The following is a 13,391-nucleotide window of genomic DNA, read 5'->3' as shown; positions in this document are numbered from 1 at the left end:
GGTCAGGTGAATAAATATGAATTTTTCGTTCCTCACCAATAATATGTCTGAAATAATTATACGACATGGAGTGACATCAATAAGTTAAACATGACGAAATGAAAGGAGGCAGGAAAACATCTTAACTTAACATAAAGACTATTAATGCATTTTGATTAAGCCCTATAGGATTTTGATCTGTACAAGATGGTGACATTTTTCTGGGGTACGTGACGCTTATCAACAAATGTCTTCTTATCAAAAATTCCTATTTATCAAAAATACCCTATTTATCAAAAATAGTGCCGTAGTTTACCTGGAGCGTTGGCATGCAAAAGATCAGAGCAAAAGCAGTTTGTCTTTTCCGCAACAATGGCAAGATTCTGTTAGCAGAAGGGTATGACCCTATAAAAGATGAACATTATGTACTGCCGCTCGGTGGTGGCATCGATTTTGGCGAATTGTCACAGGCGGCGGCAGAGAGGGAGGTCCTGGAAGAAATCAGCGTAGCGGCTAGGGACTTCTCGCTGTTGGGCGTTTCAGAGAATATTTTTTCCTACAACGGCAAACCGGGGCATGAGATTGTTTTTGTCTATGAAGCACGCTTTCAGGATGAGTCGCTTTATCAGCAAGATGTCATTCATGGTATGGAGACAAACGGTGTGCCAATTATTACCCGTTGGTTTGATATTGATTTGCTGCGCTCAGGGGAAATCAAGTTTTATCCTCATGGTATAGTGGACATGCTCTAATCAGGGTCAGTGTGGCTGGGTGATGACAGATTGTTATGTCCGTGGTGATAATGACTGCCGATCTTAAGTGTAAAAATGAGGAAAAAAATGCAGGTTTTGATGGTCATCGATATGCAAAATGCGGTGTTTACAACACCAAGAGCGCGACAAGCACAGACAGTTGCATTGGTAAACCAGCTTTCAGGCGCAGCAGATCGGACTATTTTCATTCAGCACGAAGAGGACGGCATGCTGTCAGGCAGCGAGGGATGGCAGTTATTACCTGAGCTGAACCGCCCAGAGGGCAGTTTGTCTATTACCAAAACGGCGTGCGATGCGTTTTACCGCACGCCGTTAGCTGATGTGTTGGCGGAACTGGGCGTTAACCACCTGACTATTTGCGGATGTGCGACAGATTATTGCGTTGATGCAACCATCAAAAATGCGGCCAGCCGAGGCTATGCGTTGGCGATTGCTGCCGATGCACATACGACGGCCAATCGCGGTGAACTTAAAGCAGAACAGTTAATCACACATTACAATGACGTGTGGCGGAATTTTATTATTCCGGACAACACGATTACGGTAGAAACAACAGAACACATCATTGCTTCATGGAAGGCAGGTCGCTAGCCCTATGTTGAAGATTATTTCTGTCAGAAATCGGCCCGAATACAAAGAACGGGCTGTTCATTATTTTCAACGCCATTGGGCGTCAGATGACACATTGGTGCTTTATGAAGACTGTATCAACCACTGCATTGATGCCGAAAACTCATTGCCTGATTGGTATTTGCTGGAAGAAGATGGGCATATTATTGGTGGCGCAGGGTTAATCACTAATGATTTTATCAGCCGTATGGATCTTTATCCTTGGCTGTGTGCGCTTTACATTGAAGAGAGTCATCGTGGCAACGGTTATGCGGGACAGATTATTGAACATCTCGCTGAGGAAACTCGCCGAATGGGGTTTTCTAAGCTGCATCTATGCACCGAGCTGGCCGGCTTTTATGAACGATATGGATTCCACTTTACGGGAATAGGGCATCACCCTTGGGGTGAGTCGTCGCGTATCTATTCACGGTCGCTTTAAAGGAAAATTGCGGTGAGTTAACGGCGCGCTTTATGCGCATATCTGGTCAAAAAAATCCAGGAAACATGCGTAAAAGTGAACGTGATCATAGTCTGCTGACGATGGGCAGACTACGCTTCTTACAGACTGACAGGTAATCAGTTATCCACGACGGGGAGAGGTGATTATGTACACAAGCATCCTGGTGCCAGTAGATATAGAAGAAGATGAACTCACCACACACGCGCTTACGCATGCAGTCAGGTTGGCTAAAATGTCGGGTGCCGCAATACACCTCTTTCATTCCCTCCCTGATGCGTCGGCATTTTTATCCGCTTATTCTTTTGGCATAAAAGAGTTTGAGAATGAGGCGGTGGTGAAAGCGAATGACAAGCTGAAGTTACTGATGAAAACGATCGATCTTCCTGCATCGCGTTTGTCATGCAGCGTCAGCTTTGGCTCGGCCAGAGATGAGGTGCTCGCATTGGCGGAAGAGATTAATGCAGATTTAATCGTCATTGGTTCGCGGCGACCGAATGTGAAAACCTATCTGCTTGGCTCAAATGCTGCTGCCATTGTTCGCCATGCAAAAATGTCAGTACTTGTTGTCCGTTAGTTTTTTGCATAACGCAACTGCCATGTTTAGATGTCAATGATGGCCGTTGCGGTTATGCGTCAACGTGACGATCGCAATATTCAACGCGTTCGATTAATTGCTCGATCTCGCGATCGGAAAACACGTCGATACCGTGGTGGCGCAGCAATTCTGCGGTGACGCCACTGCCTGCCGTTTGTGAACCATCAAATCGTCCGCTGTATATGATGCGATTGCCGCAGGATGGGCTTCCTTCCGTCAGGAGAGCGAAGCGGCAGTTATGCTCTTGTGCCATTTGCAGTGTTAGCCAGGCGCCCAGGATATAACGCTCGGTTACATCGCCACCGGCTGCTTCGACAACTTTGGCACCAGCCTTGATGACCGAATTACCACCTGAGGCCGGAATAATCTCCGCTGAAGGTCTGGGCGTTGAGAAACCCGCAGCGAGCTCTGGGCAAAACGTAATCAGCCTTTCCTGTTGTCGCCACTGGGCAAGGTACTCGCCGACAGATTTCTTTTCCGTACCGTTATAGCGAACAGGAAAGCCAGAGAGGCAGGCGCTGATCAGAATGTTACGCATTGTGGGATATTCCCTCTAAAAGGCGAGCATAGGCGTTGCGGCATTGAGTCATCATGTGCGTTGTGTGGAAGATAAACGCCGCTTCAAAAAATCGAGAACAGCAGAACCACGGGAAAGCTCAATGGCCAGGTCAGACCTATCATTAACGATGCCAAAAACCGGATGAGCAGAGATTTATCTTTACTTAACAAGAAAGTAACGATCAGGGAAACGGCAAAACCGATCGTGTAGGTAAGTATAATGAGTTCCCATAGGGAGTGATGTGGCACGTTTATTTCCTTTTATCCTCGAAGCGCCTGCATTTTATGTTGTTAATATTTTATGATCAATTTTTTAACCCATAGTGGGAAGCATTGTCCTGCGGTACTTAATTTGTTTGGCACTACAGTTATTAGCCTCTGGCTAAAATGAGACCATCGGTATGAAAATAATGCTATCGGTTGCGATGGGATGTGCAGTGATCCTGCTTTCTGTTTCTACACTCAGTATGGCGAAAAATTCTCGGATTTCTGATGAGCAGATCAAAGAAAAGATCATTCAGGAATCAATTTATTCTTATTCCGATAACTGCCCTTGTCCTTATAATTCAGTACGTAATGGCAGTAAGTGTGGTAAGCGTAGCGCATGGAGGGATTCGCCTATTTGTTACAAAGACGATGTGACCAGAAAAATGATTGATGGCTGGAGAATGAAAAATGGGAATGCATAACATTCAGTAGAGAAATAAAATAGCGAAGTAATAATTTTTTTGCTAATAAATTAATTAAACTATTTTTGTGACATAAATATTAAATTTTTATTTCAGTATGGACATTGTTAGCTGGCTGTCATAGCTTACTATTTTACCCCATGAGAAAGGTAATAAAATGAGTGAGATATCTAGCCTGTCCCTGAAGATTTCCTCAGAGCTGAAAGAAAAAATCAAAGCCGCTGCATTGGAAAACGAAGTATCTATTAGTGCAGAAGTTAGTGCTCGATTACTGAGAAGCTTTGATGAAAGCCACCAGAACTCTGAGTTGTCTCCTGAATCGGTCGATAGCCAGGGTACAGAGGAAGTTGGTGCAGAAGTACCCTTGACGCAGAAAGAACTCAAGAAACTCCGAGAATTACTGAAAGGTAAATCTAAAGCGACTTCCAAGAAAAAGTAATGCTGGAATGTGATTCTGATCTCTGATTGATTTAAAGAATAGAGAACAAAATTAAATCACCCAGACACCTTGATAAAAAGGTGTCTGGGTGAGTCTTTTTTGCTCCCCCTGATGTTCGTATAGCACGTGGATATCACCGAAAAGCACATTATCCCACGCCATTTTCTTCATTTTTCATATATCTCTATTCCCTGCATGTGGTTGAATATAAATTCAAACAGTGTTTATTTAAATGTATAACAAATTGTTATTATTTATTTTTGAGTTTATTGTCATATCCTAAATACAATATTCATTTTTCTAAAGTCTATATATCTTATAAATAGATAGATTTTAAAAAAATGATCGATTTAATAGATATTAATGCCATAAGTTAGAAAATATAAAGATTATCTACAAAAGGCCGATACCCCCTTCGGCGTAAGGAAGAGGTGTTCTGGTTTTTATTCACCCTTGTCGCTGCTATTTAACCACTAATTTTAGTGACGGTAATGTTTCTGGGCTTTAGGGAACATGGGAATGTAAGAAGCCAGTCATGGTACGAGAACGTGCGGTGAAAGATGAGGTGTAAAGGATGACGCTTTTTCCACCGCCAGTATGTGCAGATGCCTTGCACCCATCGCCGTATCTGGCTAGACCAATTCGACCGCGCTGTGATGGATGTGGTTTGATGGACCATGTCTATCAATATATTGTTTATGTTTCTCACCAGGGCATATAAATAATCTGTCCAGAGATGTGTGTTTTTTGTTATGAAAAAGAGTATTGGAGCTATCTGTATTTATTAAATAAATATTAATTTTTAATTATATATTTTTATACAGATAGAGAAAATTAATTAAGGAGATGTTAATGAGTTTGTCCAACTGGCGTATAGGATATCGATTAGGGGCGGGATTTTCTTTCCTGGTATTAATGCTTTTGGTAATTGGCAGTGTTGCAATTTCAAAGCTAAGTGACTTTCACGAAAAAGTGGATGAAATTGTTTCGCAAAATTACCCACTCACCGTCAAAAGTAACAAGCTCATTGATGAGCTGAATAATTACCTCAATAATCAGCAGCTGTTGCTACTACTTAAATCAGAAAGTGAAATTAACAAACAGTTGGCGCTGAACAAAGAGCGTTCAGGAACGATATCTGAACTCATGGAGTACCTGAACCAATCAGTAAGCGACGATAAGTCCGTTGCGATACTGCGTGATATTGGCGACATTCGCCGCGATTTCCTTGGCTCCGCAAATAAACTCTCTTCATTGATCTCGGCAGGAAACACCGACTCTGCTGCGGAAGAATACTTCAACGTAACGCGTGTTACTCAGGCGAAATACATCAGCAAGGTTCATGAGTTCATCAATATACAGGATGCCAAAATGGCATCCTCAGCGCGAGAGGTGGGTGATAGTTATAAAAACGCGCTGATGGTCCTTGCTACGATCATTATCATCAGTGCGCTGGCTGGATTAATTATTGCTTCATTGATTACCCGCAGCGTAACTCAGCCGATACAGGAAGCTCTGGGCGTTGCCGAAAATGTCGCGAAAGGCGATCTGACCTCTGAAATTTATACCGAGCGTAAAGATGAAACCGGTCAGCTGTTATCCGCCTTGAATAATATGAACGGCAGCTTAAGGCAGATTGTCAGCCAGGTGCGCGATGGTGCAGAAACGATCTCCAGTGCCGCATCGCAAATTGCGGCAGGGAACCAGGATTTATCTGCCCGAACGGAAGAACAGGCAAGTTCGCTGGAAGAAACGGCGTCATCAATGGAACAATTGACGTCGACAATAAGAAATACTGCCGATAACACGACGCAGGCGACAGACCTTGCTGCCAGCGCGTCGGCAACGGTGAAGAAAAGCGGTACCATGATGGAAACGGTAACGCAGGAAATGCGCGGTATCCGTGATTCATCACAGCGTATGGCAGAAATTATCGGCGTGATTGATGGCATTGCATTCCAAACTAATATTCTGGCGCTGAATGCTGCCGTTGAAGCGGCGCGAGCGGGTGAACAAGGGAGAGGGTTTGCCGTTGTTGCCAGTGAGGTACGCGCGTTGGCTCAGCGAAGCGCGACGGCGGCAAAAGAAATCAAAGAACTTATCGATGATTCGTTCAAGAAAGTGCAGGACGGCATGGGGCTGGTAGAAGAGACTGGCGTCACGATGAACTCACTGGTGACGAATGTGCAGGGCGTAACGGGAATCATCAGCGAAATTGCGCAGGCAAGCCGCGAGCAGAGCGATGGAATCAACCAGATCAACCTAGCCGTGGGTCAGATTGATACCACAACCCAGCAAAACGCCGCGCTGGTTGAAGAATCCGCCGCTGCGGCTCTCTCTTTGCAGGAGCAAGCCGATAGCCTTGCACGTACGGTCAGCGTATTTAATCTAGGTTCATCCTACAAAAGTGCTGTGTTAAATAGAAAAGCAGCAGCGCCTGCGCTGGCTGCACCTAAAAATAACCGTGCCGAAAAAACGTCTGCTAAAGGCGAACTGGCGGATTGGACCACGTTCTAACGCCTTATTATTCATAATATAGCGTTAATTGACCGCCATTGTGTTGCTGCACAATGGCGGTTTTTTTATGGTTATGGCAGGTGATGGTTACCGTGCAAAATTAGCGTTTAACGATGCTCTGTTTTGGATGGTTCATATGCCACCGAACAACGTCAATGAACAGGAAGACGATCAGGCTGATTCCCATAACGGGCAAACTCACTGCCAGCAGTAGCGTAATGAACGCAATGAGTACACGATGAGAGACAGGAACCAGCAGCAATGCTGCCGTCAGCGTGTTAACCGGGTTTGCGTCATGACGAGATTTTGGACGGCGTATCCACCACATCCGATAGCCCCACACGATCATTGCACAGAGCCCAAGCCCAAACGCCGCGAGGATGAGCTGGTTTGGCAATCCGAATAACACGCCCATGTGCGCATCCACGCCCCAACGAGTGAGCTTGGCGGCCAGCGGGAAGGTGTTGAAATTGGTTTTGTCTACAATCTCCAGCGTATCAGGATTGACCGACACGGCATCAACCTGCGTTGGCCAGGCGCGGTCGATCTCACTGACGGTCCAGGCGCGATGCGGTTGAGTGGCGGGGCGAATTTCGATTTTATTGGCATCAATCCCGGCATGACGTGCGGCAGCCAGTACCTCGTCAAATAACGTGGGTGAAGAGGCATCGACATTTCCCATCGGCATTGACGCATGGTGCTCTGCGTGCTCATCCGTGGCCATCGTCATATCGTGACCGTGCATCATGTCGTGATGAGACAGGGGGGCAGGCAACTGAGTTTTCACCGATGGGGTTTGCCATCCTAGCGCGGTGCGGGCGACAGAAATGTTGCTTCCCGCCCATTGCGACCAGGTTAACCCCGTTACGGAGAAAAAGAGCAAGCCAAGCACAAGGCTGAGCCCCATCATTGCGTGCCAATGACGCAGGCGCTGCACCTTCGCTGTTGTCGTCCGGCTATTTTTCAATTTCCGCCGCTTGGTTGCTGACGACATATGTCGGGTTGACCACCAGATGACAATACCGCCTAGCGCCGCGACCCACAGCCAGGACGCAGCCAGCTCGCTGTAATTACGCCCGACATCGCCTAGCAGCAACCCACGGTGCAGGTAATCAAGCCAGGTACGAAATGGCAGAATCCCGCTGGTGCCGTAAACAATCTCACTGCCGCGATTTTCCAGCGATATGGGATCAATGAAAACGGCGCGGCTTTCCGATGGTCCTAATTCCGGCAAGGTAAACATGACGCGGGTAGTTTCACCTGCCGCAGGGGCAGGGCGTATCGCCAGTAATTTTGCATCCTGGTGGCGAGTGAGTCCTGCCTGTGCTGCACGAATTTGCTCAGCCAGCGAATGCGGTGTACCCAGGCTTTCGGTAAAGAGCTGGTGCGAATACAGTCGGTTTTCAATCTGCGGCGTCAGGACATATAACGTTCCTGTCAGAGCAGCGACAAAAATAAAAGGACCAACGAAAATACCAATATAGAAATGAAGCCGGATGAATAGAGCGACGATCGCGGCACGTGGCGATACTTTATCTATCGCCTGTTGATCCGACGTGTTTTCTCCAGTTTGGCGCACGGCGGTGGCAGCAGCAGTTGCTGACGCCTGATTAGGGTGTGACATAGAACCCTCTGAAATCATTTGGCAAAAAATGATCAAACGCCACACCTGAAAGGGTATAGCGCGATGCGTTATAAATGCACATGAGCATGATGGGGCATGATTCAGAAGGGCGGAGCGCGTACTACAGGAGAAGCATAACGTTCAGGAAGGACAGTGCGTGAGATAAAGTGAATAACCAGCGCTTCCGATAAAGACGCGGTCAGTATGGGATTGAGAGATCCTGTTGCGAACAACGCTGGCGTATACGAAAAGAGTACGCAGTAACCGCAAGCAGCATGATCCATCATCATGGACGGTGATGAGGGAGAATGGTGTGATGCCATCACACCATGCTCGGGCATCGTGTGACCAGTATGATTATGATGATGGTCAGCTATACTGCCGCTGTTACTGGATGACGCTGTGCTATATGAGATTGTATTATGCGCAATTGCACTAGGCTCATGAAGCACCAGTGTTTGTGAAATCACTGGTGCGATGAATATGGTCAAAATAGCGAAGATGCCAACCCAGGCTGGGAAACTTCGTCGTCGTAATGCGGACAAAAGCATAGCAGTCTTAATTCAACAATACCGAGTTCAGCCAAGGAGTGTACTTTACTTGTCCCTGCCTTGTTACACAAATGTTTATACCAGCCATGCTTTAAGCGCTATGTGAGTCGATGTCGCCATCTGTCAGGTTTTTTATCGGCGGATAATCGGAAATGGCGTGGGCGTAAACGGAATAATCCTACGCCTATGCAGGTCGATATTCGTTATAGTCCGTGGCTGTTTTCCATTTTTACAACCCGGTTTATCATGCTTTAGCGTTCTCGTTGTTTAAACGCTGACCTATTATGATGAACAATATATTTATCAAGTTGTAGGAAAGCTAACTTATCCATTAATATGGATTTTAGTTGATTGAAGCACACCAACAGGGGGAGCTGTGCTGGATAATAAATTTGGGTTTAAACAGCGGATTGCTAGCCTTCGCTGGCTGTCCGCCGCCATTATGCTGTCTGTAAGCGCAGTGCCTGCTTGGGCATTTTCTATTGATGATGTGGCACAGCAGGCTGAAAAGCTGGCACAAAAGGGTTTTGAAGCGCCGAAAAGTAATCTTCCTGCGCAATTTCGTGATATGAAATTTGCGGACTACCAGCAGATTCGTTTCAATAACGATAAATCATACTGGAATAATGTACAGACGCCTTTCAAGCTCCAGTTTTACCATCAGGGGATGTATTTCGATACCCCAGTAAAAATTAATGAAGTCACGGCGACAACGGTTGATGAGATTAAATACTCTCCTGAGTATTTTGATTTTGGTTCCGTTAATCACGATCCTGAAACGGTTAAAAATCTTGGCTTTGCTGGTTTTAAAGTGCTCTATCCGATCAATAAAGCAGATAAGAACGATGAAATCGTCAGCATGCTGGGTGCCAGTTATTTCCGTGTGGTAGGTAAAGGCCAGATTTATGGCTTGTCCGCCCGTGGTCTGGCTATCGATACGGCTTTGCCTTCTGGGGAAGAGTTCCCGCGTTTCCGTGAGTTCTGGATTGAACGTCCAAAAGCGAATGATAAACATCTGGTTATTTATGCACTGCTGGATTCGCCGCGTGCCGCAGGGGCTTACCGTTTTACCGTTTATCCGGGTCGTGACAGCGTCGTCGATGTTCAGGCTAAAGTCTTCCTGCGTGATAAAGTGGGCAAGCTGGGTATCGCTCCGCTGACCAGTATGTATCTGTTTGGGCCGAACCAGCCGTCTCCGACGCTGAACTACCGTCCAGCGCTGAACGACTCTAACGGTTTGTCAATTCATGCCGGTAATGGTGAATGGATTTGGCGTCCGCTGAATAATCCTAAGCACCTGTCTGTGAGTACGTATGCGGTAGAGAACCCGAAAGGGTTTGGTCTGTTGCAACGTGGTCGTGATTTTGCTGCCTATGAAGATCTTGACGATCGTTACGATCTGCGCCCAAGCGGCTGGGTTGAACCTAAAGGCGAGTGGGGCAAAGGAAAAGTTGAGCTGGTTGAAATCCCTACCGCGGACGAAACCAACGACAACATCGTTGCCTTCTGGACGCCTGATGTCTTGCCAGAAACGGGCAAACCGCTGGATATTAAATATCGTCTGCACTTTACGCGCGACGAAGATCAACTGCATTCCCCGAACATTGCCTATGTTCAACAGACTCGCCGTTCTGCTGGTGATGTTAAACAATCTAACCTGATCCGCCAGCCTGACGGTACGATCGCCTACATTGTGGACTTTGTTGGACCGAATCTAAAAGAGCTGGATGAGAGCACTCCGGTAGCTTCTCAGGTCAGTATTGGCGACAATGGTGAGATTGTAGAAAATAATGTTCGCTATAACCCGGTCACTCATGGCTGGCGTCTGACGCTGCGTTTGCGTGTAAAAGATGCGAAACAGCCGACTGAAATGAGAGCTGCGTTGGTTAATGGCGAGACGACATTGACTGAAACCTGGAGCAATCAGCTGCCTGCTAATGAATAAGTCAACTTCCTCTCTCGATTATATTGAGAAACTTCCTCTGCCTGCCGAGCAGGCAGAGGTTCTTCGCGAAAAATTACCGCAAGCGGCCTGGAACGATCAGGCCGTTTTGCATCATGCCTTGTCTGAAGGTAAACAGTCTGAAGGTAACCAGGTTAATGTTCAGGCAGAAGGCGATGTTGCACTGCATTCCGTGCAGGCTCGTCTTGAAATGACCTGGGCTGATGGTCTGGACAACGGTAAACAGCTCGGCACAGACAGAGAAGGGCGGACGGCATTAAAAGCGATGCCTGTCATTACCCGTGCTTCTATGTTCCCTGACGTCTGGCGGACAAACCCACTGCTCCGCTGGTGGGAAAGTCTGTTGGGTCGTACTGTGCCGCCTCGCCCTCATTACAGCCCAGAAGAGAAAATTTCCGAAAACCGCTGGCGTTTGGTAGGGACGATCCGTCGCTATATTCTGCTGGCGTTGACGTTGTTCCAAACGGCGATCGCAACCTGGTACATGAAAACCATCCTGCCTTATCAGGGCTGGGCGCTCATCGATCCGTTTGAAATGGCGGGGCAGCCCTGGACGCGTTCGCTGATGCAACTGCTTCCTTATGTACTGCAAAGCGGCATACTGGTTCTGTTCGCGGTACTGTTCTGCTGGGTGTCGGCCGGGTTCTGGACCGCCTTAATGGGGTTCCTGCAACTGCTGATTGGTCGAGATAAATACAGTATCTCTTCCACGACGGTGGGTAACGAGGCGCTGAACCCTGAGCATCGCACGGCGTTAATCATGCCGATTTGTAACGAAGACGTAGAACGCGTGTTTGCGGGATTGCGTGCGACGTATGAATCGGTTGAAGCGACGGGCAACCTTGAGCATTTTGATATTTACGTCCTGAGCGACAGTAACGACCCCGATATTTGCGTGGCAGAGCAAAAAGCCTGGATGGAGCTGTGCCGTGATGTTGGTGGAGCAGGGCGTATCTTCTATCGCCGTCGCCGTCGTCGTGTCAAACGTAAGAGCGGAAATATCGATGATTTCTGCCGCCGCTGGGGTAATCAGTATAGCTATATGGTGATTCTGGATGCCGATAGCGTGATGAGCGGTGAATGTCTGACGTCTCTGGTCAGACTGATGGAAGCGAATCCGAACGCCGGTATCATCCAGTCCTCGCCGAAAGCCTCTGGCATGGATACGCTGTACGCACGTTGCCAGCAGTTTGCAACGCGTGTCTATGGGCCGCTGTTCACCGCCGGCCTGCATTTTTGGCAACTGGGTGAGTCGCATTACTGGGGCCATAACGCGATTATCCGCGTTAAACCGTTCATCGAGCACTGTGCTCTGGCACCGCTGCCGGGTGAAGGCTCGTTCGCAGGCGCTATTCTTTCTCACGACTTCGTTGAAGCGGCGCTGATGCGTCGTGCGGGATGGGGCGTGTGGATCGCATACGATCTGCCTGGAAGCTATGAAGAGCTGCCGCCTAACCTGTTGGATGAACTGAAACGTGACCGCCGCTGGTGCCATGGTAACCTGATGAATTTCCGGTTGTTCCTGGTTAAAGGCATGCATCCGGTTCACCGTGCCGTGTTCCTTACTGGTGTGATGTCTTATCTGTCTGCACCGCTGTGGTTTATGTTCTTGGTGCTCTCTACAGCCTTACAGGTTGTGCATACACTGATGGAACCACAGTACTTCTTGCAGCCTCGACAGCTGTTCCCCGTTTGGCCACAGTGGCGGCCTGAACTGGCTATCGCACTCTTTTCAACGACATTAGTCTTGCTGTTCTTACCAAAACTGTTGAGCGTGATTCTGGTGTGGGCGAAAGGGGCAAAAGAGTACGGCGGTGCTGTCCGAGTATTCCTTTCTCTGCTGCTGGAAATGCTATTCTCGGTTCTGCTGGCACCGGTTCGTATGCTGTTCCATACGGTGTTTGTAGTCAGTGCGTTTCTCGGCTGGTCGGTGCAGTGGAATTCTCCACAGCGTGACGATGATGCGACGCCGTGGAGCGAAGCATTTGTGCGCCACGGTTCCCAGCTGATTCTCGGACTGGTCTGGGCGATTGGCATGGCATGGTTGGATCTGCGCTTCTTGTGGTGGCTGTCACCGATTGTCTTCTCACTGATTCTGTCGCCATTCGTGTCGGTTTATTCGAGCCGTGCGGTCTTGGGGCTGAGCTGTAAGCGTGCGAAGCTGTTGATGATTCCGGAAGAGTTTAATCCGCCACGCGAACTGGTCGCTACGGATGAATATTGCCGATTGAACCACCAACGTAGACTCGATAACGGGTTTATACAGGCTGTCTTTGATCCGTCAGTTAACGCCCTTGCCAGTGCAATGGCAACGGCGCGTCATCGCTTTAGCCAGGCAATTGAAGACGTACGTGAGCAGAATGTGCGTGATGCTTTGAATCGCAAGCCGGAAGAGGTGAGCAATAATCAGCGTCTGGCATTGCTTAGCGATCCTGTTACGATCTCGCGCTTGCACTACCATGTGTGGCAAAAACCAGAAGCGTATACTGCGTGGGTTGAGTCTTACCAAAAACTTCCCGCACTTCATATCAAAAGCTAACTGCTTGTAGTGTAGAAAATTAGTGGTGTGAAAGATAAAGCAACGGCAATCCATCGCCGTTGCTTTTTTTCGTCTGTCATAACGTGTAGCCG

The 13,391-nt window shown here is 47.7% G+C and carries 13 protein-coding genes; 9 read left to right on the top strand and 4 right to left on the bottom strand.

The window, feature by feature from the left end; all coding sequences use genetic code 11:
- The first annotated feature begins 308 nt into the window (after positions 1-308).
- From JFY74_12625 to JFY74_12610, 4 genes are all read left to right on the top strand, one after another.
- On the top strand, positions 309-731 hold the full coding sequence (locus JFY74_12625) for an NUDIX hydrolase (GenBank protein ID QQG26976.1): 423 nt from the start codon (positions 309-311) through the stop codon (positions 729-731).
- 87 nt (positions 732-818) lie between these two features.
- Complete coding sequence (locus tag JFY74_12620; protein ID QQG30537.1) at positions 819-1,343, top strand: isochorismatase family protein; 525 nt, start codon at positions 819-821, stop codon at positions 1,341-1,343.
- A 4-nt stretch (positions 1,344-1,347) separates the two neighbouring features.
- Positions 1,348-1,803, top strand: a complete 456-nt coding sequence (locus tag JFY74_12615; GenBank protein QQG26975.1) for a GNAT family N-acetyltransferase — start codon at positions 1,348-1,350, stop codon at positions 1,801-1,803.
- A gap of 166 nt (positions 1,804-1,969) precedes the next feature.
- Entirely contained in the window at positions 1,970-2,398 is a 429-nt protein-coding gene (locus tag JFY74_12610) for a universal stress protein (protein QQG26974.1), read from the top strand.
- 52 nt (positions 2,399-2,450) lie between these two features.
- Here the strand turns inward: JFY74_12610 and JFY74_12605 are convergent, their stop codons facing one another.
- Entirely contained in the window at positions 2,451-2,957 is a 507-nt protein-coding gene (locus tag JFY74_12605) for a DUF523 domain-containing protein (protein QQG26973.1), read from the bottom strand.
- A gap of 83 nt (positions 2,958-3,040) precedes the next feature.
- Entirely contained in the window at positions 3,041-3,226 is a 186-nt protein-coding gene (locus JFY74_12600) for a GhoT/OrtT family toxin (GenBank protein ID QQG26972.1), read from the bottom strand.
- 152 nt (positions 3,227-3,378) lie between these two features.
- Between JFY74_12600 and JFY74_12595 the strand changes: the two genes are divergently transcribed.
- The 3 genes from JFY74_12595 to JFY74_12585 all read left to right on the top strand — a co-directional run bounded on the left by JFY74_12595 (position 3,379) and on the right by JFY74_12585 (position 6,622).
- Positions 3,379-3,666 carry a hypothetical protein gene (locus JFY74_12595; protein ID QQG26971.1) on the top strand — a complete coding sequence of 96 codons (288 nt, stop codon included), beginning with the start codon at positions 3,379-3,381 and terminating at the stop codon, positions 3,664-3,666.
- Between the two features lie 157 nt (positions 3,667-3,823).
- Positions 3,824-4,105 carry a hypothetical protein gene (locus tag JFY74_12590; GenBank protein ID QQG26970.1) on the top strand — a complete coding sequence of 94 codons (282 nt, stop codon included), beginning with the start codon at positions 3,824-3,826 and terminating at the stop codon, positions 4,103-4,105.
- An 852-nt stretch (positions 4,106-4,957) separates the two neighbouring features.
- On the top strand, positions 4,958-6,622 hold the full coding sequence (locus tag JFY74_12585; GenBank protein ID QQG26969.1) for a HAMP domain-containing protein: 1,665 nt from the start codon (positions 4,958-4,960) through the stop codon (positions 6,620-6,622).
- A gap of 100 nt (positions 6,623-6,722) precedes the next feature.
- On the opposite strand, the gene JFY74_12580 is transcribed toward JFY74_12585, so the two are convergent.
- The gene (locus JFY74_12580) at positions 6,723-8,246 is read right to left on the bottom strand and encodes a PepSY domain-containing protein (GenBank protein ID QQG26968.1); all 1,524 of its coding nucleotides are present in this window, start codon (positions 8,244-8,246) and stop codon (positions 6,723-6,725) included.
- 101 nt (positions 8,247-8,347) lie between these two features.
- A complete protein-coding gene (locus tag JFY74_12575) occupies positions 8,348-8,797 on the bottom strand; it encodes a DUF2946 domain-containing protein (protein QQG26967.1) in 450 nt (149 codons plus the stop codon).
- A gap of 409 nt (positions 8,798-9,206) precedes the next feature.
- On the opposite strand from JFY74_12575, the gene JFY74_12570 reads away from it, so the two are divergent.
- Together JFY74_12570 and mdoH are read left to right on the top strand one after the other, a co-directional pair.
- The gene (locus JFY74_12570; protein QQG30536.1) at positions 9,207-10,742 is read left to right on the top strand and encodes a glucan biosynthesis protein G; all 1,536 of its coding nucleotides are present in this window, start codon (positions 9,207-9,209) and stop codon (positions 10,740-10,742) included.
- The gene (gene mdoH, locus JFY74_12565; protein QQG26966.1) at positions 10,735-13,299 is read left to right on the top strand and encodes a glucans biosynthesis glucosyltransferase MdoH; all 2,565 of its coding nucleotides are present in this window, start codon (positions 10,735-10,737) and stop codon (positions 13,297-13,299) included. Before JFY74_12570 ends, mdoH begins: the two co-directional genes overlap by 8 nt.
- Positions 13,300-13,391 lie beyond the last annotated feature (92 nt).

The organism is Pectobacterium carotovorum, assembly GCA_016415585.1.
Lineage (GTDB): Bacteria > Pseudomonadota > Gammaproteobacteria > Enterobacterales > Enterobacteriaceae > Pectobacterium > Pectobacterium carotovorum_K.
This window is presented reverse-complemented; position numbering and strand designations above follow the sequence as displayed.